Source organism: Brevundimonas sp. CURTG3B2_SDJG, from assembly GCF_057364705.1.
In genome coordinates, this window is sequence record NZ_JBNFOJ010000001.1 from 1 (window position 1) to 26,907 (window position 26,907).

At 66.3% G+C, this 26,907-nt stretch carries 20 protein-coding genes and 2 pseudogenes; 14 read left to right on the forward strand and 8 right to left on the reverse strand.

Features of this window, described 5'->3' with window-relative positions; translation table 11 throughout:
* Positions 1-154 precede the first annotated feature (154 nt).
* Complete coding sequence (locus AC2W7C_RS00005; RefSeq protein WP_485999601.1) at positions 155-2,410, reverse strand: GumC family protein; 2,256 nt, start codon at positions 2,408-2,410, stop codon at positions 155-157.
* Positions 2,411-2,560: 150 nt separating this feature from the next.
* Positions 2,561-3,172 (reverse strand): polysaccharide biosynthesis/export family protein, encoded by a 612-nt coding sequence (locus AC2W7C_RS00010; RefSeq protein WP_485999602.1) that lies wholly within the window; start codon positions 3,170-3,172, stop codon positions 2,561-2,563.
* A 616-nt stretch (positions 3,173-3,788) separates the two neighbouring features.
* Between AC2W7C_RS00010 and AC2W7C_RS00015 the strand changes: the two genes are divergently transcribed.
* From AC2W7C_RS00015 to AC2W7C_RS00080, 14 genes and pseudogenes are all read left to right on the forward strand, one after another.
* A complete protein-coding gene (locus tag AC2W7C_RS00015) occupies positions 3,789-4,325 on the forward strand; it encodes a hypothetical protein (protein WP_485999603.1) in 537 nt (178 codons plus the stop codon).
* On the forward strand, positions 4,322-5,692 hold the full coding sequence (locus AC2W7C_RS00020; RefSeq protein ID WP_485999604.1) for an SDR family NAD(P)-dependent oxidoreductase: 1,371 nt from the start codon (positions 4,322-4,324) through the stop codon (positions 5,690-5,692). Before AC2W7C_RS00015 ends, AC2W7C_RS00020 begins: the two co-directional genes overlap by 4 nt.
* 162 nt (positions 5,693-5,854) lie before the next feature.
* Complete coding sequence (locus tag AC2W7C_RS00025) at positions 5,855-6,916, forward strand: Gfo/Idh/MocA family protein (protein ID WP_485999605.1); 1,062 nt, start codon at positions 5,855-5,857, stop codon at positions 6,914-6,916.
* On the forward strand, positions 6,913-7,380 hold the full coding sequence (locus AC2W7C_RS00030) for an acyltransferase (protein ID WP_485999606.1): 468 nt from the start codon (positions 6,913-6,915) through the stop codon (positions 7,378-7,380). Before AC2W7C_RS00025 ends, AC2W7C_RS00030 begins: the two co-directional genes overlap by 4 nt.
* Positions 7,381-7,448: 68 nt before the next feature.
* Positions 7,449-8,902: pseudogene (locus AC2W7C_RS00035) on the forward strand (aminotransferase class I/II-fold pyridoxal phosphate-dependent enzyme); the annotation flags it as partial.
* A gap of 75 nt (positions 8,903-8,977) precedes the next feature.
* On the forward strand, positions 8,978-9,493 hold the full coding sequence (locus AC2W7C_RS00040; protein ID WP_485999627.1) for a Gfo/Idh/MocA family oxidoreductase: 516 nt from the start codon (positions 8,978-8,980) through the stop codon (positions 9,491-9,493).
* Entirely contained in the window at positions 9,490-10,134 is a 645-nt protein-coding gene (locus AC2W7C_RS00045; protein WP_485999607.1) for an acyltransferase, read from the forward strand. Before AC2W7C_RS00040 ends, AC2W7C_RS00045 begins: the two co-directional genes overlap by 4 nt.
* Positions 10,135-10,226: 92 nt before the next feature.
* Positions 10,227-11,597, forward strand: a complete 1,371-nt coding sequence (locus AC2W7C_RS00050; protein WP_485999608.1) for a nucleotide sugar dehydrogenase — start codon at positions 10,227-10,229, stop codon at positions 11,595-11,597.
* 22 nt (positions 11,598-11,619) lie between these two features.
* A complete protein-coding gene (locus AC2W7C_RS00055; RefSeq protein WP_485999609.1) occupies positions 11,620-12,975 on the forward strand; it encodes a lipopolysaccharide biosynthesis protein in 1,356 nt (451 codons plus the stop codon).
* Between the two features lie 31 nt (positions 12,976-13,006).
* Entirely contained in the window at positions 13,007-14,908 is a 1,902-nt protein-coding gene (gene asnB, locus AC2W7C_RS00060) for an asparagine synthase (glutamine-hydrolyzing) (protein WP_485999610.1), read from the forward strand.
* Between the two features lie 39 nt (positions 14,909-14,947).
* Complete coding sequence (locus AC2W7C_RS00065) at positions 14,948-16,417, forward strand: hypothetical protein (RefSeq protein ID WP_485999611.1); 1,470 nt, start codon at positions 14,948-14,950, stop codon at positions 16,415-16,417.
* 151 nt (positions 16,418-16,568) lie between these two features.
* A complete protein-coding gene (locus AC2W7C_RS00070; protein WP_485999628.1) occupies positions 16,569-17,543 on the forward strand; it encodes a glycosyltransferase family 4 protein in 975 nt (324 codons plus the stop codon).
* A 138-nt stretch (positions 17,544-17,681) separates the two neighbouring features.
* Positions 17,682-19,514 carry a hypothetical protein gene (locus AC2W7C_RS00075; protein ID WP_485999612.1) on the forward strand — a complete coding sequence of 611 codons (1,833 nt, stop codon included), beginning with the start codon at positions 17,682-17,684 and terminating at the stop codon, positions 19,512-19,514.
* Between the two features lie 114 nt (positions 19,515-19,628).
* Positions 19,629-20,855: a glycosyltransferase family 4 protein gene (locus tag AC2W7C_RS00080; RefSeq protein WP_485999613.1), complete on the forward strand. Its 1,227-nt coding sequence runs from the start codon at positions 19,629-19,631 to the stop codon at positions 20,853-20,855.
* A 52-nt stretch (positions 20,856-20,907) separates the two neighbouring features.
* On the opposite strand, the gene AC2W7C_RS00085 is transcribed toward AC2W7C_RS00080, so the two are convergent.
* The 6 genes and pseudogenes from AC2W7C_RS00085 to AC2W7C_RS00110 form a co-directional block, all read right to left on the reverse strand.
* On the reverse strand, positions 20,908-21,819 hold the full coding sequence (locus tag AC2W7C_RS00085; protein ID WP_485999614.1) for a transketolase family protein: 912 nt from the start codon (positions 21,817-21,819) through the stop codon (positions 20,908-20,910).
* Positions 21,812-22,675 (reverse strand): transketolase, encoded by an 864-nt coding sequence (locus tag AC2W7C_RS00090; protein WP_485999615.1) that lies wholly within the window; start codon positions 22,673-22,675, stop codon positions 21,812-21,814. Before AC2W7C_RS00090 ends, AC2W7C_RS00085 begins: the two co-directional genes overlap by 8 nt.
* Positions 22,676-22,736: 61 nt before the next feature.
* Positions 22,737-23,483 carry a sugar transferase gene (locus tag AC2W7C_RS00095; protein WP_485999616.1) on the reverse strand — a complete coding sequence of 249 codons (747 nt, stop codon included), beginning with the start codon at positions 23,481-23,483 and terminating at the stop codon, positions 22,737-22,739.
* Between the two features lie 56 nt (positions 23,484-23,539).
* A complete protein-coding gene (locus tag AC2W7C_RS00100) occupies positions 23,540-24,502 on the reverse strand; it encodes an aldo/keto reductase (protein ID WP_485999617.1) in 963 nt (320 codons plus the stop codon).
* Positions 24,503-24,542: 40 nt separating this feature from the next.
* A complete protein-coding gene (locus AC2W7C_RS00105; protein ID WP_485999618.1) occupies positions 24,543-25,439 on the reverse strand; it encodes a TylF/MycF/NovP-related O-methyltransferase in 897 nt (298 codons plus the stop codon).
* A 144-nt stretch (positions 25,440-25,583) separates the two neighbouring features.
* Positions 25,584-26,887: pseudogene (locus AC2W7C_RS00110) on the reverse strand (UDP-glucose dehydrogenase family protein).
* Positions 26,888-26,907: the final 20 nt, after the last annotated feature.

Sequence of the window (26,907 nt, forward strand, 5' to 3'; positions counted from 1 at the left end):
GCCAGGCGCACCGCCGTCGCCGGCGGGGCGCGCTGGACGATGACTTGGAGCGCTATCTGCCAGGCCAGGAACACGGCGCCGGCGATCAGGGCGTAGGACGCGACCTGCGACGCCCCGCGCGCGACCCGCGAGGTCGTCGTGTCGGCCTTCTCGGTCAAGCCCCGCGGCCTCCGGCGTCCCGGTTGGCGCTGCCGTAGTTGTAGTCGTAGGCGTAGTCATAGCCGCCGTACGACGTGCTCTTGGCGTTGAACTTGGTCAGCACCGCGCCGAGCAGGTGGGCGCGACCGACCTGCAGGCGGCGCAGGGCGCCGCGCGCCTGGCCGCGACGGGTTCCCCGCGATTCCACGACGAACACCACGCCCTTGACCACCGCGGCCAGCAGGGGCGCGTCGGCGAAGCCCAAGACGGGCGGACCGTCGATAACGATGTGATCGAAATGGGTCGAGGCGTCGTTCAGGAACGCGTGCATGCGATCCCCGCTCCAGAGTTCCGCCGGGTTCGGCGGCAAGGGGCCGCAGGGGATGAACGACAGATTCTCGTGGCGGGTCCGCTCGATCAGCGAGGCGAGGTCGGCCGAACCCGAGAGGAGGTTGCTCATGCCGCGATCGTTCTCGACGCCGATCACCCGGTGCATGGACGGGTTGCGCAGATCGCCATCGACCAGCAGGACCCGCCGACCCAGGCGGGCCAGGTTCAGGGCGATGGCGTAGGCGGTGGTGGACTTGCCTTCCGCCGGCCGCGCACTGGACACCAGCAGGCTGCTGGGGGTGCCGTCGGGCGTGGAGAACTGCAGCGCCGTTCGGAGCGAATAGTAGGCTTCCGAGAACGGCGAGCGGATGTCCTCGAGCGCCGCGCCGGTGGTCTGTCCCTTCTCGAGCAGCGGAACGACGCCCAGGACCGGCACGTCCAGCTTGCTTTCCGCGTCGTCCGGAGTGGCGAGGGTCTCGTCCAGGGCCTCAAGCACCAGGGTCGCGACGACGCCCAGGCCCAGGCCCAGAAGGGCGGCGAGGATCATGTTCAGCATCAGGTTCGGCTTAGACGGCCGTTCCGGCGGCGTCGCGCGATCGACGATCGAGATGTTGTTGGCGGTGATGCCGCCCGTCACGCCGACTTCCTTGTAGCGCTGCAGCAGGCCCTCGTAGAGGGTGCGGGTGGTGTCCAGTTCGCGCTGCAGGATGTTGTACTGGATCGACCGGTCACGGAGGTCCAGGACATCGCCGGTCAGCCGGTTCACCTGGCCCTGGAGCGAGTTCTCCTCGTTGGCCGCGATCTGGTACTGGCTCTGGATCGAGGTCCGGATGTTGGTCGCGATGGTCTGGATCTGGCCTTCGGCTTCCTGGATCTGGGCCCGAAGCTGGACCATTTCCGGGTACTCGGGGCGATAGAGCCGGAGCTTCTGCTGATACTCGGCGTCCAAGACGGCGCGCTGTTCGGTGAGCCGCTGGATCGAAGGATTCTGCAGCACCTCGGGCAGAGTCATCAGGGGCCGGGAACGGGCGGACCGCCAGCGCTCCTCGGCCGCCACCCGCTTGGCCTTGGCCTCGCTCAGCGCCGCGTTCAGAGCGACCAGGTTGTTGGAGGTCAACGACCGGGTCGAGCTTCCCTCCGAGCCGCCCTCTCCGGGTTCGCCGACGTTGATGATCTGCTGGTTCGCGGCGTAGTCGACGAGCTCACGCTCGGCGGTCTCGAGGCGCGCCTTGGTCTGGGCGATGCGCTCTTCCAGGAACTCACGCGCGTAGGACGAGCTCTCGAACTTGCGGTCCAGGTTCGACTGGATGAAGTTTTCGGCGAAGGCGTTGGCGATCCGCGCGGCGACCACCGGGTCGGCGTCGTCATAGCCGACGGTGACCAGACGGGATCCGCGAACCGGCGACACGCTCAGATTCTCGGCCAGGGCCTCGAGGACGGCCGCCTTGCGCGCCGCGGCCTGTTCCGCGGTCGTGCCGCGGGCGGGCGGCGGCTCAACGCCGATCGTCTTCAGGGACTCGTTCGAGGTCGCAAGGCCCAGGCTTTCGGTGACGCGTTCGGCCAGCGTCCGGCTGCGGAGCAGGCCGTACTGAGTCTGGAAGAACTCCTCGCCCTGGATCAGGCTCTCGCTGGGCGTCACGTCCTCGGAATCGAAGACCCGGGCGGCCTCGCGATCGATCTGCAGCGTCGCGCGGGCCGTGAAGATCGGGGTCATCAGCAGCGTCAGGGCCGCGGCGATCGCCAGCACGCTGAAGAAGCAGCCGAGGATCAGGATGCGGTGCTTGAGCGCCATTCGCCAGTAGACGGCCAGGTTCAGGGGCGACTGGGCGGAATCGCCGTCGGCCCATCCCCCTTGCTGGACCGCGTATCTCGGTTCCCTGGAGCCGACGGAGCCGGCTCCCGAACGCGGATCGCGTTCACCAACGAAATTGTCGCCCAGCATTATTGGCATCCGTACTTCTTCGCGGCTGCGACCGCATTGATAAGCATTCCAGGCAGCAGATATCCCAAAGGCCCGCCATCCGCATATAAAATCACCAGCGCAGCTTCCCCGATCTCAAGACCGTCCCCTCGCGACTGGCTGTGCTTGATTCTAGAAGGCGGCGAAGACGGCCAGGCCCGGCAGGGCGGACAGGACTTCACGCATGGTGGCGCTCAGCCTGGACGTGTCGACGACCACGATGTCGTCCCCCAGGATCGTCGGGTCGGGCGCGCGGCCCTGACGGATGGCCGTCAGGTCGAAGAGCGCCGCGGAACGCTGGCCGTCGATCGTGCGGAAGACCGCGACCTGCGTCAGGTCGGCCACGCGGGTCGGACCTTCGGCCATGGCGACCGCCTGGAGAAGGGAGGTCGTGCCGCGCATCTCGTAAACGCCAGGCTTGGTGACGGCTCCGTCGATGGTGACCTTCTGGCTGGCGGCTTCGGTCACCGTAACCGTGACCTGAGGGTCGCGCAGATACCGCGCCCCCAGCTGGTCCGCGATTTCTCTCGACAGTTCGCTCGGCGTGCGCCCGGCGCCGAGGACCGCGCCGATCAGGGGCATGTGAATGTTTCCCGAAGCGTCGACGATCAGGTCTTTCAGCGACAGGTCGGGCACCTGGAAGACCTGCACGTTCAGCTTGTCGCCGACCCCGATCCGGGTCTGGAGCTCGGGGGCCTGGACCGCCTGGATGGTCTGAAGATCGACCGGCTGCGCGGCGCTCATCCGGCTCATGTCCATCCGAGACCCACCGCAGCCGCCTAGCGCAACGGCGGCGGTCAAGACCGCGGCTGGCAGGAAATAGCGTTTCACAGGAGAGTACCTCGGATGATTTGGCCGCGAACGGCCAGATGGACGTAAGGCGCGCACGTGCTCGACCCCCATGCCGGTGTCCAAGTCCGCGCTCCGGGCGTCTTGTCGAGCACTAGCAACGAGTGGTCAACAGCACGTTATTGCTTTCCTGTTTCGCGCGGGCGGCGGCTCGACGACGCGCTCGTCCACGGCCGAGGGAGGACGGTCGGCGTGCCTTGCGGCCGGGGCGCAGAGACCGTTCTTGAGCTTCGGAGGCGCAGCCGACGAGGCCGGCGGTCGGCCCTCGTATTTCCCGCAATGATCGCGACCCGTGGGCGAAGGGTCGCGGACGGCTGTCGCAGGAGCGGGGATGACGCCGCCCTAATCAATGTCGTATGTGTTCGCTAGAAAGCGAGAAGGGCAGCCATTTCGTGGGATTGTCCCGCTATCCAAGGTTGAAGCGCGCGCCGCGGGCGACGCATGAATCTACGAATACAGAGGCGTGAATGACGGGTGTCGTTAGACCTGTGCGAGCCGGTCTGAGTTTGGCTTGGACTGCGAAGGTCTGTTTCCATGTGGGCCTGCACTTCATGGGTCTCATCCTCGCGTACGAGCTCCGTCGCGCTCTCCCCTATCCTGGTGGATCGGCGATCCGGACGCGCTGCGCGTCATCGGCTGGGCGGGCCTCTTCGCCCTGATCGGCGGCCTGGTCGAGTTGGTCTTCCAGTCGGAGCGCTCGGCGTGGCGCTACGTGTCGATCCGCGAGGTGATCGGCCTGGCCCGGAACGTCACGATCACCACGGTCCTGTTCATCGGCGTGATCTTCTTCCTTGATCGGGGTCTGCAACTGCCCCGGTCGGTGCTGCCTCTCGCCTGGCTTCTGACCCTGATGCTCCTGGTCGGCATGCGCGTCGCCTGGCGCCTGCCCCACGACCCCGGTCTGGCGGCCCACCTCCTGCCGGGGTGGTGGCTGCGGCCGGTGTCCACTCGGACGCCGCTGCTGGTGGTGGGCCGGATGGCCGACGCGGACCGTCAGCTCCGGCTCATCCAGGGCGATCCGAACTCGCCGTACCAGCCCGTCGCGTGATCACGCCGCTCGCCGAGGAAGTCGGGCTGCGCCTGCATGGCGTTCCCTTCGTCGGCGAGGTCTCCACCTGGCGTCCGTCCCAGATCGGGCCGGGCCGTCCAGCCACGCCGCACGCCATCGTCTTCCTCGATGACCCGGTGCAAAGCCTGGGAATCTCGACCGAGCGGATCGGCGAGCTCCGGCGGGCGGGCCACACCCTGCTGAAGCCGCAGAACATGGCGGAGATCGACGGCGCGTCGGGAAGCGTCCTGGAAGAGATTCCGCTGGAGGACTTCCTGCCCCGCAAGCCGGTCTCGCTCGATCCCGCGCCCGTTCGGGCGCTCGTCGCCGGTCGCCGCGTCCTGGTCACCGGCGCCGGCGGCAGCATCGGTTCGGAAATCTGCCGACAGCTGCACGCGCTGGGATGTGCGCACCTCAGCATGGTCGATCACTCCGAGTTCCTGCTGTTCGAGATCAACCGGGAACTGGGCGCGACGCCCGCCGCCGCGATGAGCCGCAGCGCCATTCTGGCGAACGTTCGCGATGCGAACCGGATCAGGGAGGTCATCCGCGCCGAGCGCCCGGACATCATCTTCCACGCCGCAGCGCTGAAGCATGTCGCCCTGGTGGAGGATAACCCGGCCGAAGGCATCGCCACCAACATTCTCGGGACCTGGAACGTCATCCGGTCGGCGGTCGACGAGGGCGTCGCCCAGTTCGTCCTGATCTCGACGGACAAGGCCGTGGCTCCGACCAACGTCATGGGCGCCACGAAGCGCGTCGCCGAAGCCCTGCTGGACCTCGCCCCCAAGGGGCGGACGCAGATGAATGCGGTGCGGTTCGGCAATGTGCTCGGCTCGGCGGGTTCGGTCGTGCCAATCTTCCGGGATCAGATCGCGCGCGGAGGGCCGGTGACGGTCACCCATCCGGAGGTCAATCGCTTCTTCATGACCATCCCCGAGGCCGTCCAGCTGGTGCTGCACAGCGCCGCCATCGGCGCGGCCGCCAAGGGAGCGCGGGTCCGGAAGTACCTCCTGGAGATGGGCGAGTCCGTCAAGATCGTCGACTTGGCCCGGCAGATGATCGAGCTGAGCGGGAAGGTCCCGGACGTTGACATCAAGATCGAATTCACGGGGCTGAAGCCCGGCGAGAAGCTGGCCGAGATCTTGAGTGACGACGGCGAGAACGTCGCAGAATGCGAGGACGGCATCATGGAGCTGCTGTCCCGTCCGGTTCCGCGGACGATCAACGTCGACGAGATTCTGGCGCTGGCCGATCAGGCCAAGCTGGCGGGCGGCACCCCGGACGTGAAGCTCATGGAGATTGTCGAGCGCATCCGGTCCGGCGTGCGGCGGACGCCCGCGGACGGTGAAGTCCTGCTGTCATGAAAACAGAGTGTGTTGCTCCCGGCGCAGTCCCGGTATTTCACCGGACGCCGGGACGGCTCCATCTACCGCGCACGGCGGAGGCGTGCTCTACGCCAATCCTTGGTTGCTCCGCCCTGACAGGAACACCGCTCGTTTGAGCAAACGGTTGAAGAAAGACGTCGAATGCTGAAATTCGCCTTGGTCGGTTGTGGTCGGATCGCAAAGCGGCACTCCGAATTGCTCGGCTCGAACCAGATCGAGAACGCGAGCCTCGTCGCGGTGTGCGACATCGTGGCGGACAAGGCCAAGGCGATCGGCGAGCAGTTCTCGGTGCCCTGGTTCACCGACATGCACGCGATGATGTCCGAGTGCGACATCGACGTGGTGGTGGTCCTGACCGAGAGCGGCCGTCACGCCGAACACGTCATCAGCCTGGCTCCGTACGGCAAGCACATCGTCGTCGAAAAGCCGATGGCGCTGACCCTTTCCGACGCCGACGCCATGATCGAGACTTGCCAGAGGGCCGGCGTCCGGCTGTTCGTGGTCAAGCAGAACCGCTTCAACGTGCCGGTGCGCAAACTGCGCGAAGCCCTGGAGGCCGACCGCTTCGGCAAGCTGGTGATGGGCACCGTGCGGGTGCGCTGGTGCCGGCCGCAGGCCTACTACGACCAGGACAGCTGGCGGGGGACCTGGGCCCTGGACGGCGGCGTTCTGACCAACCAGGCCAGCCACCACGTCGACCTCCTGGAATGGATGATGGGGGAGGTCGAGAGCGTGTTCGCCCTGGCCCGGACCGCGCTGGTGGACATCGAGGCCGAGGACACCGCCGTCGTGGCCCTGCGCTTCAAGAGCGGCGCGCTGGGACTGATCGAGGCGACCACGGCGGTCCGGCCGAAGGACCTCGAGGGTTCGATCTCCCTGATGGGCGAGAACGGGACCGTGGTGATCGGCGGCTTCGCCGTGAACAAGCTGGAGACCTGGAACTTCGTCGTCCCCGAAGAGGGCGATGCGGACGTGATGGAGCGCTATTCCGTCAATCCGCCGAACGTCTACGGCTTCGGCCACCAAGCCTATTACGAGCACGTCGTCGGCTGCATCCTCGACGGCGGCCCCCATCTGGTCGATGGCCTGCAGGGACGCCGCAGCCTCGAGCTGATCAACGCGATCTACGAGTCGGTGGAGACGGGCAAGCAGGTCAACCTCCGCTTCCGGCCCCGCCACTGCCGCCTCGGAGAAACGGCGTGAACCAGCCCGCGTCGAGGTCCGCAGGCGTCGTGAACGTCGACTTCGGCCGGAACGTGGTCGTGGTCGAGCCGGCCAATGTCTATGGATGCCGGGTCGGGGACGACGTTTTCATCGGCCCCTTCGTGGAGATTCAGAAGGACGTGCTGATCGGCGATCGGTCTCGGATCCAGTCCCACGCCTTTATCTGCGAGCTGGTGCAGATCGGCTCGGACTGCTTCGTGTCGCATGGGGCCATGTTCGTGAACGACCTGTTCGCGACGGGCGGGCCGGCGCGGGGCGACAAGACTCTGTGGAAATCCACTCGCATTGGCGACCGAGTTTCCATAGGAACCAACGCCACCATCCTGCCGGTGACGATCTGCGACGACGTCGTGATCGGCGCCGGATCGGTGGTGACCAAAGACATCACGGAGCCGGGCATCTACGCCGGCAATCCAGCCAAGAAATTGCGAGACGTCCAGTGATCAAGTTTCTCGATCTGCATGCGCAGTACCAGTCTATCCAGTCTGATATCGACGCCGCGATCGCCGATGTGATCGCCCGCACCGCCTTCATCGGGGGCGGCGACGTCTCGAAGTTCGAACAGGCGTTCGCCCAATTCCAGCAGGTGAAGCACTGTGTCGGCGTCGCGAACGGGACCGACGCGATCGAGATCGCGCTGGAGGCTCTGTCGCTTCCCGCGGGATCCGAAGTCATCGTCCCGGCCAACACCTTCATCGCCAGCAGCGAGGCGGTCACCCGTTCGGGACTCAAGGTGGTCTTCGCCGACGTCGATCCGGTGACCTATACGCTGGACATCGCCGACGTCCGCCGGCGGGTCACGCCCAACACCTCGGCCATCATGGCGGTCCATCTCTACGGCCACCCGTGCCGAATGGACGAGTTGCGCGAGATCGCCGGCGAGCACGGCTTGAAAATCGTCGAGGACTGCGCGCAGGCGCACGGAGCGGAGTATCGGGGCCGCCGCGTCGGGGGATCGGCGACATCGCCACCTTCAGCTACTATCCAGGCAAGAACCTGGGGGCCTACGGGGACGCCGGCGCCATCACCACCGACGACGACGCGCTGGCCAAGCGTTGCCGCATGATCGCCAACCACGGCCGCACCGGGAAGTACGATCACCAGTTCGAGGGGCGCAACAGCCGGCTGGACGCGCTCCAGGCCGCGATCCTGAGCGCCAAGCTGCCGCACCTGGACGCGTGGGTGGATCGGCGGAATGAGCTGGCCCGGACGTACGCCATCGCGCTGAACGGGATCCCGGGCCTGATCCTGCCGACCCTGCCGCAGGACTGCCGTCACGCCTTCCACCTCTTCGTGGTCCGCACCGAGCGCCGCGAGGCGCTTGCCACCTTCCTGAAGCAGCGCGGCATCGAGACGGGCGTCCATTATCCGATCGCCCTGCCAAAGCTCGAGGCCTACGACTATTTGGGCCAAGGCGGCGAGGACATGTTCGCCAACCGCTCCGACACGACGCTGCTGAGCCTGCCCATCGGCGATCACCTGCAGGTGCAGGACGCCCGCCTGGTGGCCGAGCGTCAAGGCGTTCTTCGAAGAGGACGGCGCGGCGAATGCGGCGGCCAGGGCGGACGCCGCCCAGGCGACGCCGGCGATCTGAGGACGACCTGCATGAAGAACTTCGCCATCATCGGGGCGTCGGGCTACATCGCGCCGCGCCACATGAAAGCCGTGGTCGACACCGGCAATCAGCTGGTCGCCGCCTACGATCCGAACGATTCCATAGGGATCATCGACAGCTACGCCCCGGACGCCGCCTTCTTCACCGAGTTCGAGCAGTTCGACCGCTATGTCGATAGCCTGCGTCAGGGGGGCGATCCCCGCGCGCTGGACTACGTCTCTATCTGTTCGCCCAACTACCTGCACGGTGCGCACATGCGTTTCGCGCTGCGTTCGGGCGCTACGGCGATCTGTGAGAAGCCGCTAGTCCTGACCCCGGAGGAGCTCGACGAGCTCGTCGAGGTCGAACGCGCGTCGGGCCAGTCGATCAACACCATCCTCCAGCTCCGCCTTCATCCCGCGATCATCGCCCTGCGCGAGAAGACGATGGCGGGTCCCTCGGATCGCAAGGTCGAGGTCGACCTGACCTACATCACCTCCCGCGGGAACTGGTACCTGGAGAGCTGGAAGGGCGACGTCCGAAAGTCCGGCGGCATCGCCACCAACATCGGCGTCCACTTCTTCGACATGCTGAACTTCCTGTTCGGAGACCTGCAGACCAACGTCGTGCACCTGAACGCGCCGACGAAGGCGGCCGGCTATCTGGAGTACGAGCGGGCCCGGGTCCGCTGGTTCCTCTCCATCGACGTGTCGGACGTGCCCGAGGCCGAGCGGGCGAAGGGGCAGCGGACCTACCGGTCGATCACCGCCGCCGGCGAAGAGATCGAGTTCTCTGGGGGATTCACGGACCTGCACACGCGCAGCTACGAGGAGATCCTCGCGGGCCGCGGCTTCGGTCTCATGGCCAGCCGCGGCGCGATCGAGGCGGTGTCCGCGATCCGGAACGCGCCGACGGCCTCTCTGCAGGGCGACTACCATCCGCTCCTGCGGAGCGCGGCATGACGGGTCACTATCAGCACCCGAGCGCGATCGTCGATGAAGGAGCCCAGATCGGCGAGGGCTCCCGGATCTGGCATTTCGTCCATGTCTGCGGGGGCGCCAGGATCGGCCGCGAGGTGTCGCTGGGCCAGAACGTCTTCGTCGGCAACAAGGTGGTGATCGGAGACCGCTGCAAGATCCAGAACAACGTGTCGGTTTACGACAACGTGATGCTGGAAGAGGGGGTCTTCTGCGGCCCCAGCATGGTCTTCACCAACGTCTACAACCCTCGCTCGCTGGTCGAGCGCAAGGACGAATACCGCGACACCCGCGTCGGACGCGGCGCGACGCTGGGCGCGAACTGCACCATCGTCTGCGGCGTGACCATCGGCGCCTACGCCTTCGTGGGAGCCGGGGCCGTCGTCACCCGCGATGTACCGGCCTTCGCCCTCATGGTAGGAGCACCGGCCCGGCAGATCGGGTGGATGAGCGCATTCGGAGAACGCCTGGCCTTGCCGCTGGAGGGATCCGCCGAGACCGTATGTCCTCACACCGGCGACCTATACCGGCTGGTCGACGGCGTCCTCGTTCACGTCGAAGCCGGCGAAAGTTCCCGTGACTCCGGGTCGGTTTCGCCGGGCGTCGACAACGTGTCTCAATCTTGATCTAGCAACATCGCTGCCTGGCCGGGCCCGCCGCCGAGCCGCTCCCGCCCGACATCTCACCCAATGCCCGTACAGCTTCCGAGCACCGACCTATGAACGCTCCGATCCATCATCCGGCCTTGAACGCCGCCCATCCCGCCGTCGCGGACCTCCTGGAGCGCCTCGGAACCCGTGACGCCGCGCTGGGGATCATCGGGCTGGGCTATGTCGGCCTGCCGCTTTCGGCGGCCGCCCATCGCGCCGGTTTCCGGGTGATCGGGTTCGACATCGACGAGGTGAAGGTCCAGGAGCTCGAGCGGGGCGAGAGTCCCGTGGGAACGGTGCCCAAGTCGATCATCACCGAGATGTGGGCGGACGGCCGGTTCACGGCGACCTGCAACGTCGAGGCGCTGCGCGCCGCCGACGCGCTCATCATCTGCGTGCCGACGCCGATCGACCCGCACCGCAATCCCGACCTGTCCTACGTGGTCGCGACCACAGAGATGATCAGGACGGTGCTGCGACCGGGCCAGATCGTGGTGCTGGAATCGACGACCTGGCCGGGAACGACCGACGAGGTGGTCAAGCCGATCCTCGAGCAGACCGGCATGACGGCGGGCGCAGAGTTCCTTCTCGCCTATTCGCCGGAGCGCGAGGACCCGGGCAATCCGAGCTTCGAGACGTCGACCATCCCCCGGGTGGTTGGCGCCGACGACGACTTCTCCCGGCGCGCGGCCGAGCTGATCTATGGCTCCATCGTCGAGCGGATCGTGCCCGTGTCGTCGACCCGGACGGCCGAGGCGGTCAAACTGACCGAGAACATCTATCGCGCGGTCAACATCGCCCTCGTGAACGAACTGAAGCTCATCTACGGCAAGATGGGGATCAGCATCTGGGAGGTCATCGACGCGGCCAAGTCGAAGCCGTTCGGCTTCCAGGCCTTCTATCCGGGTCCGGGCCTGGGCGGGCACTGCATTCCCATCGACCCCTTCTACCTGACCTGGAAGGCGCGCGAGTTCGAAGTGCCGACGCGCTTCATCGAGCTGGCCGGCGAGGTCAACGCCGACGCGCCCAAGGAAGTGATCCACACCCTGATCCAGGCCCTGGGCGTGCGTCTGCGCAAGAGCCTCGCCGGATCGCGCATCCTGCTGCTCGGCCTGGCCTACAAGCGGAACGTCGACGACATGCGCGAGAGCCCCTCGCTCAAGATCCTCGAGGAACTGGAAGCGCTCGGCGCCGAGGTGGAATACTACGACCCCCACATCCCCACGATCCCGCCGACCCGCGAGCACGCCGCCCTGACCGGACGCGTCGGCATCGACTGGATGCCGGAGGTCCTGAAGACCTTCGACGCGGCTCTGATCTGTACGGATCACGACCAGGTCGATTACCAGCAGCTCGTGGATCATGTCGCCCTGGTGGTGGACTCGCGCAACGCCACCAGCCGGATCGACAAGCGTCGCGACCGCGTCGTTCTTGCGTGATCTTCCGGCCCGCCGACCTCCGATGGAAGACGGCGGCCTCGCCCAGCATGACGATCCGGGACTTCGCCGAACAATGACCATGGGGTCGCGTGTCGAGGTCCTGAAATCGCGGCTTCTCGGAAGCCAGCTGATCCGGTCCGCGGGCCTGATGGCGGCGGCGTCGTTCGTGGGCCAGTTGATGATCCTGGCGGCCACGCCGCTGCTCACCCGGCTGTACGACCCGTCCGACTTCGGGGTGTTCGCCGTGGTGAGCGCCACCATGGGGCTCATCCTGGTGATCTCCAGCCTGCGCTACGAGTTCGCGATCCCGCTCATGCGCAGCGATCGGAGCGCCTACGACATGATGGCCGCCGCCCTGGTTATCAATGTGATCGTGGCGGTCGTGGCCCTGGGGTCGATTCTGATCTGGCGGGGGGACCTCGCGAGGCTCCTGGATGCTCCGGGTGCGGAGAACTACCTGCTCCTCATTCCGCTCGGGTTGCTGGGGGCGGGGTCCTACAGGGCTTTGAACCTGTGGAGCCTGCGCAAAGGTCAATTCGTGACGGTGGCTCAGACCAAGCTGGTCCAGAGCGCCAGCAACGTCTTCGTCCAAGTCGCCGCCGGCGTCGCCGGACTGGGCGCCATCGGGCTGATCGTCGGACATATCTTCGGCTTCACGGCCGGCGTCTTCCGCCTGGCCAGGGATGTCGGCCGTCGCCCGCTTCCCTTTCGGGATCGCAGCGGGCGTCGACGCCTGGGCCGTCTTCTGGCCGGCCATGACCGGTTCCCGAAGTTCGATGTCCCGGCCGCCCTGATCGACTTCCTGGGCGTGCAACTGCCCAACCTAGTCCTCGCCGCCATGTTCAGCCCGGCCGTCGCGGGCGTGTACTTCCTCGCCGAGCGGATGCTGACCGCGCCCATGACCATCGTCTCCCAGGCGATCTCCCAGGCCTTCCTGGCCGGCGCGCGCCAATCCATGGCCAGCGGCGCGCTGCTGCGCCAGGCGCTGTTGATCGTGCTGGGCCTGGCGGCGGCGGTGGCCGTTCCGGCCGCCGTGATCATGACGGCGGGCGAGTTCCTCTTCGCCCACATCTTCGACGAATCCTGGCGCCAGGCCGGCTTGTACGCGGCTTGGCTGGTTCCCGGCTTCTGCGTCCAGTTCATCTATTCGTCGATCTCGACGGCGCTCACCGCGACGCGTGGCCAGAAGCTGAATCTGGCCGTTCATTCGACGCTTCTGGTCCTCAAGGTGGCGGCCTTGGCGCTGGGCTTTCAAAGCGGTAGTCCGCTGCAGACGATTATCTATCTCTCCGTGGCGAATTTCGTCGGCGGGGTGATTTCGATCGGGCTGGTGTTCGCGCACCTGGCCTGGACGGACCGCCGACGGACGATGGCCTAAGGCGCATACAGGATCGAAGGCGGAACGGACGATGTGCGGAATTATCGGGGGAAACTGGCGTCGGCCGCCGTCGACTCTCGAGGGCGATCTCGCCCTCGCCCTGTCGGCCATGAGCCACCGCGGCCCCAATGACAGCGGGTACGAGATCGACCGGACCAATCGCGGGACGACCGTGGTCGGTCAGACCCGGCTGTCGGTCATCGACCTGAGTTCCGGCGGACACCAGCCGATGCTGACCGATGACCGGCGGTACGTGCTCGCCTTCAATGGCGAAATCTACAACTACAAGGAGCTTCGCAAGGAGCTCGCCAACGGCGGCCACGTCTTCAAGACGGAATCGGACACCGAGGTCCTGCTGAAGGCCTGGGTGCAGTGGGGCGCCGACTGCCTGGACAGGCTGGTCGGCATGTTCGCCTTCGCGATCCATGATCGCGTCGAGCAGACCGTCACCTGCGTGCGCGACGCCTTTGGCATCAAGCCGCTCTTCTACAGCCATACGGGCGACCGTCTGGTGTTCGGATCCGAACTGCCGGCGGTGATGGCGCTGGCCGGGGGCGCCTGGTCCCCGGACCTGCAGCGCGCTTACGACTACGTCGTCCACAGCGACTACGACAGCAAGGAGAACACCTTCGTCGAGGGCGTCCGGCACCTGCTGCCCGGCCGACTTCTGACATTCGATGCGGCGAAGGGCGAGATCACCGGGATCCGGCACTGGTGGAGGCCGCCGGTGGCGCGGACCTCCACCCTGTCGTTCTCCGACGCCGCCGACGCCGTTCGCGAACTTTTCCTCGACAACATCCGCAAGCATCTGCGCAGCGACGTGCCCCTGGGGGCGGCGCTGTCGGGCGGCATCGATTCCTCAGCCATCGTCTGCGCGATGAGGCACGTCGAGCCCGACATGCCGATCCACACCTTCAGCTATGTCGCCAAAGGCAGTCCGGCGTCCGAGGAGGCCTGGGTCGACACGGTCAATGCTCACGTCGGCGCCATCGGCCGCAAGGTGATCGCGACGCCCGAGGACCTGGTGCGCGATATCGACACCTTGATCCGGGCGCAGGGAGAGCCGTTCGGCGGGACCAGCATCTACGCCCAGTACCGCGTGTATCAGCTGGCGAAGGAAAGCGGCGTCACGGTGACTCTGGACGGCCAGGGCGCCGACGAGTTGATGGGCGGCTACGACGGCTATCCCGGGGAGCGCATGCTGAGCATGCTGGAAACTCCAGGCGAAGGATGGCGGGCCGCCGCCGACTTCGCGCGGCGGTGGGGGGAGTGGCCCGGCCGGTCCAATCGCAGGGCGTGGATGTACCTCGGGCGCGCCACCCTGCCGGACTCAATCTATGCGCAGGGGCGGCGCTTCATGGGACGCGGCGCGGCGCCGGACTGGCTCGACATAGACTATCTGAGGGACGCCGGGGTCATGATGCGCGAGCCTCGCCCCGTGCGGGCGGCCGACGCGCGGGGACGCAGGCTTGCCGAGCAGCTCGCCCACAGCCTTCAGGTTCGCGGCCTGCCCCATCTCCTGCGCCATGGCGACCGCAACTCGATGCGGTTCTCGATTGAAAGCCGGGTCCCGTTCCTGACGGTCCCCTTTGCGGAACTCATGCTGTCGCTTCCTGAGGAATATCTGGTTTCCCGCGAGGGCGAGACCAAGAGTGTTTTCCGGGCCGCGATGCGGGGAATCGTGCCGGACGCCATCCTTGACCGGCGGGACAAAATCGGGTTTGAAACCCCCGAGCAGGATTGGTTCATCGCATTGGCGGGTCAATCCCGCGCATGGCTGCAGGAGGCGGAGCAGGTGCCCTTCCTCCGTACGGACGCACTGATCCAGGCGTTCGACGCCATGATCTCCGGACGGGCGCCGTTCTCATGGCAGGCTTGGCGGTGGGTTAACTACATCAGGTGGCATATGATGTTCTCGGTAAGGCCCGCCTGAAGTCTAACTCTCGATCTCATCCGTTAAGAATAAATCGCTGTGGTCGACCTCGAGATTCGGCGACAGGAATGGGACGCCATGCTTGGTTCGGTAAGCGCTCGCACAGTTTCTCCGCCCTGGCGGAACGAAACTCCAGCCACGACCGACGGCTCGTTTGAGCCCGGCCGGCCGAAGGCGGGCAGCGGGCGGGTCAGGCTTCTAGTTCTCTACATGGCGTACTACGGCCTGCTTGCCGCCGTGTATTGTCTGTATACGTCCAAGACCTGGTCCTACATGGGCCTGGATCTGGCGATCAACGGCACGAAGATCGTGTCGTCGATGTTCGCTCTCGCGGCCTTCGTGGTGTTCACGCCGGTGAGCTGGAGCGCCAGGTCGTTTTTCCTGAACATCATCCTGACGGTCTATTTCGTGCCGTCGTCGATCCTTTACGGATTCTCCGACCGGCCGACATCGTCGGCGTTCATAGTCGCGCTCGCGATATCGATCATCTATGCGGCGAGCGCGATCCCCCTGCATCGCGTGCGCCTGTTCTCCATCGCGCCGCGCGACGTTGTGGGCGTCCTGTTCGCGGGCAGCGTCTCCCTGGTCGTCATGTTCTATGCCTTCGGGGGATTCCGATATTTCAACCTAGATTTTTCAAGAGTTTATGACTTCCGAGAAGCGGCGGCCGAGTCGGTGCCGGGGCTCTTCGGGTATCTATCCCTGTTCTTCACGACCGCGATCATCCCCTTCGGAGTGGCCGTGTCCATGCGGTACAAGAAGTACTGGGCGGCCGCGGCCTTCTGCGTCGTGTCGGTGATCCTGTTCGGCCTCACTGGCCACAAGTCGATGGCCATCATCCCGTTCATGACGGCCGGAATCTTCGTCCTCATGTCCGGACGGTCTGGCTATGCGCCGATCCTGATGGCCCTGTCGGCGGCCATCTTCTTCCTCTGTGTGGCGATCATCCTGCAGCCGGACATGAGCGTGTCCTCGTTCTGGGGAGAGATCGAGACGCTGTTCGTCCGCCGCGCCCTCTTCGTCCCGACCCTGGTCGACTACAACTATCTGGATTTCTTCTCCCACTCTCCGAAGTACTACTGGTCCACCTCGAAGCTGACCTTGGGCATGGTCCGGGTGCCCTATAATGGGGTGGTAGCGCCGATCCTGATCGGCGAGACCTATTTCGGCGCCCGGACGTCGGCCAACACCGGCTTCATCGGCAGCGGCTTCGCGCAGGCCGGGTTCCTGGGCGTCGTCATCTATTCGGCAGGGGCCGGGCTGGTGATCGCCTTCTTCCAGGCCTGCAGCCGCTACATGGGCGTGCCGCTGGTGGTGACCGCCACGGTCAGCCTGTTCCTGTCGATGATCCAGTCGACGGACTTCGTCACTCTCTTCCTCACGAACGGCCTGTTGCCGGCGCTCCTGATCCTCATGGTGATGCGGGATCAGCCCAGCGGGCCCGCGATCTCCACCTACAGGCCGGGGCAGTCCCCCGGCGCTCCTCCTCTGACAGCCCACGCCAAATGAAGATCGTCCACTTCACCACCGTCCACCCCCGCAGCGACAGCCGGATCCGCGTCAAGGAGGTGGGCTCCCTCGCGCGCGCCTTCGACGCCGAAGTCCAGATCTTCGTCCAGGACGGGAAGGGGCCGGAAGCGACGAGGCCGGCGGCTACACAATCGTGGACACCGGCCCCAAGCTGCGCCGGCTGGCGCGGATGACCAAGGGCGCCTGGCGGATGATCTCCGCCGTTCGCAAGGCGCGGCCGGACGTGGCTCATTTCCACGACCCGGAACTGCTGCCCTGGGCGCTGCTGCTGCGGCTCTGGGGGATCAAGGTCGTCTACGACGTCCACGAGGACGTTCCGCGGCAGGTCATGCACAACCCGGGTCTTCCACGGTGGGCTCAACGGACCCTGCCGCCCTTCGTCAGCCTCACAGAGTGGATCGGCGGACGCCTTCTGAACGGCGTCGTGACGGCGACCGGCGTCATTGGTGCGCGGTTCCCGGCGGAGAAGACGGTGGTGGTGCGGAACTTCCCCGTGGCCAACGAGCTGCACGCGCCGGACCCGACGCCGATGGCGGATCGCCCACCGGAGTTCGCCTACGTCGGGACCATCACCACAAATCGCAACATCTTCGAGATGATCGACGCCGTCTCGCGCCTGCCGAACCCGAACGCTCGGTTGCGGCTCGCGGGCGCCTTCTCGGTCGCGGAAGATCAGCGGCGCGCAGAGGCGATGCCGGGTTGGGAACGGGTGCGGTTCGAAGGATGGACCACCCGTCAGGGAGTGGCCGCCGTGCTGGCCGACGCCCGCGCCGGGCTGGTGGTGCTCAAGCCGGTCGCCCACGAGATGCTGACCCTGCCGATCAAGCTGTTCGAGTATATGGCGGCCGGGGTGCCCCTGATCTCTTCGGACTTCCCGGTCTGGCGCGAGATCATCGACGACGCGGGTTGCGGCCTGCTGGTCGATCCCGAGGATACCCAGGCGATTGTCGCCGCCATGCAATGGATTCTTGATAACCCCGAAGAGGCGCAGGCCATGGGGGACCGTGGACGCCGCGCTATTCTGGAGAAGTTCGACTGGGATCTGGAAGCGGCGACGCTGGTGGCCTTCTATCGGGACCGCCTGGGCCTGCAGCCCCGGAGCTGACGGCAGCGTTTTTTCGACATCGATACGTGGCAAGGGACGCTGTGGCGAAGGACGCGGCCTGGAGTCGCGACCGGTCAGAACGCTGGGCTTCGGCCTTGATCTGATCTAACTGCAGATTTTGGAACGGAGAGTTCGTCGATGTGTGGGATTTTTGGGATCATCGCTCCCTCTTCCTCCTCGTGGGGACGGGATGATCTCATCGCGCTGACCACTCATGCGCAGCAGCGTGGGCGGGATTCGAGCGGCCTGCTGATCCATCAGGACGGCGGGTATCGCATCCATCGCGCCGACTATCCGATTTCCCGTCTCCTGAAGGAGACGAAGCCCTATTCGGCCGATCTGGTCATGGGGCACAGCCGCCTGATCACCAACGGCCTCAGCGACAACCAGCCCGTCCTTCGCGACGATGTCTGCGTCCTGCACAACGGGATCATCGTCAATCACGAAGAAATCTGGAGCAAGATCGGCAAGACCCGTGAGCTCCAGATCGACACCGAGGTGATCCCGGCGATCGCCGCGGCGCATCTCGAGAAGGGGGGCAAGGTCGAGGACATCCCCGCCGCGGTGCTGGGCCTGTGTCGCGGCGTGGTCGCGTGCGCGCTGGCGCTTCCCCGGTTGGGCAAGCTCTGCCTGTTCTCGAACAACGGCAGCCTCTACATCGGCAAGAAGGGTGAGGCCGTCTGCTTCGCCTCGGAAGCCTTCCCCCTGAACCAGATCGGTTGCGTGGACGTCGTGGAGGTCCGCGACGGCCTGGTTCTCGATATTCCGGCCTCCGACACGGACTATGTCGTGGTGAACCGCGAGGAGCGGACCACCGATCTCATCCCTGCGCTGATCCTGTCCTCGTCCGAAGAAGGGCTGCTGCAGTATCCGAAGCACGAGCTCCGGCGCTGCACGCGCTGCGTCCTTCCGGAGACGATGCCCTACATCAGGTTCGATCAGGACGGGGTCTGCAACTACTGCCTGGCCTACAAGCCTCGCAACAAGCCGAGGCCCAAGGAAGAATTGTTCGCCTTGGTCGAGCCTTACCGCCGCAAGGTCGGCAACGATTGCGTCGTGCCGTTCTCGGGCGGCCGGGACAGCTGCTACGCCCTGCACCTCATCGTCGACGAGCTGAAGATGAAGCCCGTCACCTACACGTACGACTGGGGCATGGTGACGGATTTGGGTCGGCGGAACATCAGTCGGATGTGCGCTGAGCTGGGCGTCGAGAACATCATCATCGCGGACGACATCACCAAGAAGCGCGAAAACATCGCCGCCAACCTGCGCGCCTGGCTGAAGTCGCCCCACCTGGGGATGGTCAACATCCTGACCGCCGGCGACAAGCACTTCTTCCGGCACGTCGAAACGGTGAAGAAACAGACCGGCGTCAGCCTCAACCTCTGGGGCATGAACCCGCTCGAAGTCACGCACTTCAAGACCGGCTTCCTGGGCGTGCCTCCCGATTTCGCCGAGGAGAAGGTCTACAGCAGCGGCGCCGCCAAGCAGCTCCGCTATCAGTATCTCCGCGTCAAGGCGATGATGCAGAGCCCGGGCTATTTCAACAGTTCGCTGTGGGACACCGTCTCGGGCGAGTACTATCGAAGCGTGTCGTCCAAGACCGACTACTTCGCCATCTTCGACTACTGGCGTTGGGACGAACGGCTCGTGGACCAGTGTCTGGCCCAGTACGACTGGGAGAAGGCGCCGGACACCACGACGACCTGGCGGATCGGCGACGGCACGGCGGCGTTCTATAACTACATCTACTACACGGTCGCCGGCTTTTCCGAGCACGACACCTTCCGGAGCAATCAGATCCGCGAAGGCGATCTGAGCCGGCAGGAGGCGCTGGTGCTTCTGGAGCACGAGAACCGTCCGCGGTACGCCAACATCAAGTGGTATCTGGACGCGATCGGGCTGGACTTCGCCGAGACGATCGGGGTCGTGAACGCCATTCCCAAACTGCATCGCCACGCGCTGGTCTAGGCGGTTCCGCAAGACCGAGGCGATGCGCCGGCGGGCGAGGGGACATGCGGTGGCGGCACGCCGCGCCAGCGAGTCCCTTCCCGGCCGACGCGAACACCATCAGAGGCTTCTTCCTTGAATATCTGGATCGTCAATCCCGCCGCGGCCCCGCCCCGAGAGGGGACCAGCATGCGCCATTACGACATCGGCCAGAGGCTGATCGCGCGCGGGCACGACCTGACCCTGATCGCCTCGTCCGTCGGCCAGCTCGGCCAGCGCTATGCCGCCCTGGCGGACCTGGACAAGCCTCGGGTCGAGCAGGTCGACGGCATCCGCTTCCTGTGGCTTCCGGCCATGACCTACAGCGGCAACACCGGCCGCAGGCTGCTGGGCATGCTCGACACGGCCTGGCGGGTCTGGCGCGCCGAAGGGTTCGACGCCCTGCCCAAGCCGGACATCATCGTCGCCAGCAGCCCGCACCCCTTTGCGGCGTTCGGCGCGATGCATCTGGCGCGCCGTCTCAAGGTGCCGTTCGTGATGGAGATCCGCGACGTCTGGCCTGCGTCGATCACCACGGCCGGCCGCCTGCGGGACAGCCACCCGTTGATCGTCGCCCTGTCCTGGATGGAACGGCAGCTCTACAAGCATGCCAGCCAGATCATCACCCTGCTGCCCGGGACGCCCAAGCACATCGCCTCCAAAGGCGGGGAGCCGGGAAAGATCACGGTCATTCCCAACGGGGTGGACGTGGCCAAGTTCGGTCCGGCTACGCCGCAGCCCGAACATGACGGCCTGCGCATCGTCTACATGGGGACGGTCGGTCTCTGGTACGGCCTGGACACGGCGATCGACGCGATGGCCCAGATCGCGGACCTTCCAGAGGCCAAGAACATCTCGCTGACCTTCATCGGCGGCGGGGCCGAGGAACCGCGTCTCAAGGCCGACTGCGAGGCGCGCGGCCTCACCTCGGTTCAGTTCCTGGGCCGGATTCCCAAGTCCGAGGTCCCGGCGCGGATCGCCGAGTACGACGCCTGCATCGGCATCGTGAAAAACGCGCCCCTCTATAACGAGGGGGGCATCAGCCTGAACAAGCTGTTCGACTACCTGGCGGCGGGCCGGCCGATCCTGCTGTCGTCGAGCGCCTACAACGATCCGGTCGCCGACGGGAAGGCGGGCCTATCCTCGCCGGGCGGGGACTCGGCGGCCCTTGCGGCCAACATCCTGAAACTCGCGGCCATGAGCCGTCAGGAACGGGCGGCGCTCGGCGCCGCCGGCCGGGCCTTCGTCGAGAAGGAGTTCAACTTCGATCTGCTGGCCGGGAAGTTCGAACAGGTCCTGAACCGCGCCCTCGGCCGGGGATGATCTGATCGGCGGGCGGCGCGGAGTTCCGCGCCGCCCGCTGGCCGTTGGGGGGTCAGGACGCCAGCAGCGCCTGCGTCCGCCGCGCGATGGCTTCGGCGTCCAGCGCATAGGCCTGACGCAGGTAGCGTTGGTCACCCACGATCGTCGGATAGATGTCGTCCAGGCCGATGCGAAGGAACCGTCCGGGAACGGCGCCCGCGCTCATGCAGGCTTCCGCGACCGCGCCGCCCAGGCCGCCCAGGACGGTGTGTTCCTCGACGACGACGACGGCGGGGAAGGTTCCCGCCCTGGCGATGAGCGCCGGATCCAGCGGTTTGACGGTGGCCACGACCTGGACGGAGGCCGAGACTCCTTGCGCCTCGAGCAGGGCGGCGGCTTTCACCGCCTCTTCCACCAGCCCACCGGTCGAGATCAGGCAGACGTCGGCGCCCTCGCGGACCTGGCGGGCGGCGCCCAGCGTCACGGGCGTTTCCGGCAGGCCGGCGCTGCTCTTGTCCAGCCGCAGATAGGCCGGGCCGCGGCGAGCCGAAATCTGACGGGTCAGTTCCGCCGCCTCCCAGGGGTCGCTCGGCGCGACGACCATCATGTTGGGCAGAGCGCGCATGATCGCCAAGTCTTCGGTGGCGAAGTGGGACATGCCCAGCTGGCCGTACGAGAACCCCCCGCCGACAGAGACGATCTTCACGTCGGCGTCGTGGTAGCAGACGTCGTTCCGAATCTGCTCCAGACACCGCAGGGTCGGGAAGTTGCCGATCGAGTAGGTGTAGACCTGGAAGCCTTCCAGAGCCATGCCGCAGGCGATCGCCGTCATGTTCTGCTCGGCCACGCCGGCGTTGATGTAGCGTTTGGGGAATTTCTGGGCGAAGTCCTGCAGGACGCCGAAGCCCAGGTCGCCGGTCACCAGGACGATGCGTTCGTCGGTTTCGGCGAGCTCCGTCAGCGCCTTGATGAAAGCATCACGCATTGGCGGGGCTCCGGTCGTTGGTCAGCGCGTCTTCGATGAGATCCAGTTCCGCCATCGCGGCCTCGAACTCGTCGCCCTGCGCGGTGCGGTAGTGCCAGAGCACGGTGTCTTCCATGAAGGACACCCCCTTGCCCTTGGTGGTGTGGGCGATGATCACGCTCGGCCGGCCCGTTTCCAGGGGCAGGCGCTCGAGGGTGGCCTTCAGCGCGGCGTGGTCGTGGCCGTCGACTTCGGCGACGGCCCAGTTCATGGCCCGCAGCTTGTCGGCGAAAGGCTCCAGCGCCAGGGTGTCGGCCACCGAGGCCAGGCTCTGAATCTTGTTGTAGTCGATGATGGCGACCAGGTTGTCGAGCTTGTGGTGTGCGGCGAACAGGAAGGCTTCCCAGTTCGAACCTTCGTCGCACTCGCCATCGCTCAGGACGCAGACGACCTTGTAGTCCGCGTCCTTCATCTTGCCGGCCTTGGCCATGCCCGCGGCGACGCCCAGGCCGTGCCCCAGCGATCCGGTCGAGAACTCCACGCCCGGAACGCCCTTGTGGGAGACGTGCCCGGAGAGGATGGAGCCGTTGGAATAGTAGGTGTCCAGGACCTCCTCGGGGAAGAAGCCACGCTCCATCAGCGCGGCGTACAGGCAGGACCCCGCGTGGCCCTTGCTCAGGACGAAGCGGTCCCGCTCGGACCATTCGGGCTGGGTGGGATCGACCTTCAGCGCGCCGCCGTACAGGACGGCGATGATATCCGCCATGGAGAAGGCCGAGCCCACGTGGGAGCTTTTCGCCCGGCTGGTCATGCGCAGGGCGTGCTTCCTCAGGCGGACCGCGAATGCGGGCAGATCGTTGTGCTGGTAGGGCGTCATTTCGCGGGCCTTGCAGGTCTCGAGTTCGGGTTCCGTGAGGATCTGGAAGCCATCGTTCCGGCTATCGCGGGGCCGATCCGGCCATCGACGCCTCCCGGGAGGTCACGATGGCGTCGGCTCCGGGCGGAGGGGAAGGCGCCAGGGGCTTGCGCCGCGCGGCCACGTCGATCAGCGCCTGATCGGCGCCCTGCAACTTGAGCAGCGCCGCGACGCCTCTTCGCGCCCAGCGCGCCTGCACCAGCGCAAGGCCGGTCAGGGCGATGACCGCCACATCGACGAACACCGACGCCTTAGCGACGTAGAAGAGCCCCAGCCGGCTTTTGCCGGGCCGAACCAGCTGGCTGTAGGCGATGTCGGGGTCCGGCGCGGTGGCGACGATGTCGCCCAGGTCGGAATAGACGATCGAGGCGTAGTCGGTCACGCCGGGACGCACCTCCAGCAGGCCGCGCTCGACGTCGGTGTAGAGCGCCACTTCACGGGGGACCTGCGGGCGCGGACCGACCAGCGACATGTCGCCGCGTAGGACGTTCCAGAGCTGCGGCAGTTCGTCGATCTTCGATCGGCGCAGGAAGGCGCCGACGGGCGTGATCCTCGGATCGTTATGGCCGGTGGTGTCGCTGGTGCTGCCCGGGGGCGCCACCGACATCGACCGCAGCTTGAAGAGCTGGAATGGTTGTCCGTCGCGCCCGATCCGGATCTGCCGATACAGCGGATCCCCGCGATCGTGCGCCCAGACAAGGACGGCGGCCGCCACGATCAGCGGACTGCTCGGGACCAGCAGGATCGAGGCGACAAGCAGATCAAGCATACGCTTGGCGGGCCGCGAAACGCGCGCGCGGCCGGTCGGATGCGCCTGCGGGTCGGTCATGTCAGGCTGGCGGCGACGGGCTCCGGAACCGCGGCGGCGATCGCCGACAGCAGCGCCCGGTCTTCTTCCGACAGCGACCAGTCAAAGGCGCCGCTGGTGTCGCGCACCTGTTCCGGAGACTTCATTCCGACGAGCGCGACGCTGGAGGGGTGGGTGTCCATGATCCAACGGATGGCCAGCTGGGCGATGGTCCGGCCCGGATATCGCGGGGCGATGTCGCGCAGCAGTGCGACGGCTTGCTCGCGGCGGGCCAAGCCTTCGCCGTGGAAGGCGCTATAGGCTTCGCGGGACCGGCGGTCGTTGGGATCGAAGACCGTCGAGGCCGAGTATTTCCCCGACAGCGCGCCTTGGGCCAGGCTGCCCCACGACAGGAAGGTCAGGCCGGACGCCTCGATGGCGCGGATGTCCGCCGCCTGCTCTTGGCGGATCAGATTGTACTCCATGGAGAAGGAGACCAGTCCGGCGGGGGGAGAGGCTCCGATATCGCGGGGATCCAGGTTGGTGACGCCGAAGCTGCGGATCTTGCCCTCGGCCACCAGCGCCTGGAGCGTGTCGACGATGTCGTCGAGCGGCGTGACCTTGTCCCAGTAGTGCAACTGGTAGAGGTCGATGCGATCGGTCCGCAGCCGCTTGAGGCTGCCTTCCACGGCGGCGCGAATCCAGGCCGGGCTGTTGTCGTGGATGGTTTGATCGCCTTGCCGGCGGACCCCGAACTTCGTCGCGAAGACGACCTGGTCGCGCCGGTTCTGGAGCACCTCGCCCAGAATGGCCTCGGAAGTTCCCAGTCCGTAGACATCGGCCGTGTCGAAAAGGGTGACGCCGGCGTCGAATGCGGTTTCGATCGCCGACCTCAGCCGCTGTTCGTCGGTGTCGCCCCAGCCGTGGCCGCCCAGCGGGCAGCCGCCGAAGCCGAAGCGCGAAACTTCGAGCCCTAGGCCGCCCAGCCGAACGTATTCCATCAGTCGCCTAGCTCTCTACGGATGCCGGGATGCCGGGGCCTTAGGCGGTCTTGCGGAACCACCGGCCGCCGCGTCCGTCGGACTGCAGGACGACGTCGAGCTTGTTCGCGGCGACGAACTCGTCCACGGCCCGCTTGGCGCCGATGCAGCTGTCGTAGTCGTCGATGATGACGACGCCGCCCGGCTGAACCTTCCCGAACAGGCCCTCGAGGCAGACCTTGGTCGACTCGTACCAGTCGCCGTCGATGCGCAGGATGGCCAACTTCTGGATCTGGTCGCGCGTCGCCGGCACGGTGTTCTCGAACCAGCCCTGCACGAAGTTGATGCGGTCTTCCGGCAGCTTGAAGTGGGTTAGCGTCAGCCAGCGGACCTCTTCCAGCGCGCCGAAGCACGAGCCCTTCGGAAGCGGGCGGACGTGGTCGCCGGTGTCCCCGCTAGCCACGAAATCGCGTTCGCCCGGCTCGGGCAGGCCTTCATAGGAGTCGAAGAGCCACAGCTTGCGGTCCGGAGCTCCTGGCGCGAAGGCCGACATGCCCAGCAGGCTGGCGCAACCCCCGCGCGCGACGCCCAGCTCGGCGAAGTCGCCCTCGACCCCGTTGATGTTGACGCTCTGGGCGGCGCGATCGGTGGCTTCCAGCCCGCCGGCGCCCACCAGGGAATAGGGCATCACGGCGTGGACGCGCTTGACCCGTCCCCACTGCTCGGCGTTCGTGAACTTGAGCGTCAGGACGTTGCCCAGCCAGTACCCGGCCCGGACCACTTCTTTGTAGATCGGGAAGGTCGCGGCGTAGAATTTGTCGAACGCCCGGGCCGGCAGGAGCGCCTGCATGACCTTCAGAACGGGCTTGAGGAAGACCGCCTTCATCACGACGCCCAGGGAGCGTCTCGTGTCGGAATCCGCCGAGAAATGCGTATCGGACGTCTGATCGAGGGTCATGTACCTATCCTAAAGTGACCGCCCCGGCTCGTACAACAGAGCCGCCGGTAGGTCCACAGCGTGAACGAGCGAAGTTGTAACGTTTACTTGCCGTGTCAATGAATCCCCACCTCGGAAACAGCGTTCGGCGGTTTGCGATCGCTCCTAGGCCCGACCGATCGAACTGTATCGGAAGCCGCGGGCCCTGAGGTCGTCGGGCCGGTAGATGTTCCGGAGATCGACCATCACCGGCTGACGCAGGAGAAGCTTGACGCGGTCGAGGTCCAGGGCGCGGAACTGGTCCCATTCGGTGAGGATGACCACCACGTCGGCGCCCTCGACCGCCTCATAGGGTCCATCCTTGAACTGGACGCCATCCAGCTGCTTGGCGGCCTCGTGCATGCCTTCGGGGTCGAAGGCCTGAACCTGGGCGCCCATGGCGATCAGGGCCGGGGCGACGTCGAGCGAAGGCGCATCGCGCATGTCGTCGGTGTTCGGCTTGAAGGTCAGGCCCAGGAGGGCCACGGTCTTGCCGGCCAGTTCGCCGCCCAGGGCGTTCGAGACGCGACCGGCCATGGCCTTTTTGCGCGCGTCGTTGATCTCGACCGTGGTCTCGATCAGACGGACGGGCGCGCCGGCGTCGCTGGCGGTGCGCACCAGGGCCAGGGTGTCCTTGGGGAAGCAGGAGCCGCCGTAGCCCGGCCCGGCGTGCAGGAATTTCGCGCCGATCCGGTTGTCCAGGCCGATGCCGCGCGCGACCTGCTGGACGTCCGCGCCCACCTTCTCGCACAGGTCGGCCATTTCGTTGATGAAGGTGATCTTCATCGCCAGGAAGGCGTTGGCGGCGTATTTGATCAGTTCGGAGGTCCGTCGCCCGGTGAACAGGATCGGGGTCTCGTTCAGGTTCAGCGGGCGATAGAGTTCGCGCATCACCTCGCGGCCCGCTCGTCGTCGGTCCCCACCACGACCCGGTCCGGCCGCTTGAAGTCCTCGATCGCGGCGCCCTCGCGCAGGAACTCCGGGTTGGAGACCACCGCGAAATCGGCGTCCGGACGCTTCTCACGGATGATGCGCTCGATTTCGTCGCCGGTGCCGACCGGCACCGTCGACTTCGTCACCACCACGGTGAAGCCCTCGATCAGGCCGGCGATCTCCTCGGCGGCGGCGTAGACGTACGACAGGTCCGCATGCCCGTCCCCGCGCCGCGACGGCGTGCCCACTGCAATGAAGACCGCGTCCGCCGCGCGGATGGCCTCGGCGCCGTCGAGGGCGAAGGACAGGCGGCCGTCGCGGACGTTGGACGCCACCAGGTCGTCCAGCCCCGGCTCGAAGATCGGGATTTCGCCGCGCTCCAGCCGCTCGATCTTGGAGGGATCCTTGTCGACGCACGTCACATCGTGGCCGAAGTCGGCGAAACAGGCCCCTGACACCAGGCCCACATAGCCGGTTCCGATCATCGCCACGCGCATGTGGGTTCACCCCGTTCCTG

What these genes read in the sequence shown, in the direction of transcription:
- AC2W7C_RS00025 (WP_485999605.1), top strand. Translation starts at nt 5,855, where the DNA reads ATGCTGAAATTCGCCTTGGTCGGTTGTGGTCGGATCGCAAAGCGGCAC.
- AC2W7C_RS00005 (WP_485999601.1), bottom strand. Translation starts at nt 2,410, where the DNA reads ATGCTGGGCGACAATTTCGTTGGTGAACGCGATCCGCGTTCGGGAGCC.
- AC2W7C_RS00050 (WP_485999608.1), top strand. Translation starts at nt 10,227, where the DNA reads ATGAACGCTCCGATCCATCATCCGGCCTTGAACGCCGCCCATCCCGCC.
- AC2W7C_RS00105 (WP_485999618.1), bottom strand. Translation starts at nt 25,439, where the DNA reads ATGACCCTCGATCAGACGTCCGATACGCATTTCTCGGCGGATTCCGAC.
- AC2W7C_RS00075 (WP_485999612.1), top strand. Translation starts at nt 17,682, where the DNA reads ATGTGTGGGATTTTTGGGATCATCGCTCCCTCTTCCTCCTCGTGGGGA.
- AC2W7C_RS00045 (WP_485999607.1), top strand. Translation starts at nt 9,490, where the DNA reads ATGACGGGTCACTATCAGCACCCGAGCGCGATCGTCGATGAAGGAGCC.
- AC2W7C_RS00100 (WP_485999617.1), bottom strand. Translation starts at nt 24,502, where the DNA reads ATGGAATACGTTCGGCTGGGCGGCCTAGGGCTCGAAGTTTCGCGCTTC.
- AC2W7C_RS00055 (WP_485999609.1), top strand. Translation starts at nt 11,620, where the DNA reads ATGGAAGACGGCGGCCTCGCCCAGCATGACGATCCGGGACTTCGCCGA.
- AC2W7C_RS00090 (WP_485999615.1), bottom strand. Translation starts at nt 22,675, where the DNA reads ATGACGCCCTACCAGCACAACGATCTGCCCGCATTCGCGGTCCGCCTG.
- AC2W7C_RS00010 (WP_485999602.1), bottom strand. Translation starts at nt 3,172, where the DNA reads ATGAGCGCCGCGCAGCCGGTCGATCTTCAGACCATCCAGGCGGTCCAG.
- asnB (WP_485999610.1), top strand. Translation starts at nt 13,007, where the DNA reads ATGTGCGGAATTATCGGGGGAAACTGGCGTCGGCCGCCGTCGACTCTC.
- AC2W7C_RS00040 (WP_485999627.1), top strand. Translation starts at nt 8,978, where the DNA reads ATGGCGGGTCCCTCGGATCGCAAGGTCGAGGTCGACCTGACCTACATC.
- AC2W7C_RS00085 (WP_485999614.1), bottom strand. Translation starts at nt 21,819, where the DNA reads ATGCGTGATGCTTTCATCAAGGCGCTGACGGAGCTCGCCGAAACCGAC.
- AC2W7C_RS00095 (WP_485999616.1), bottom strand. Translation starts at nt 23,483, where the DNA reads ATGCTTGATCTGCTTGTCGCCTCGATCCTGCTGGTCCCGAGCAGTCCG.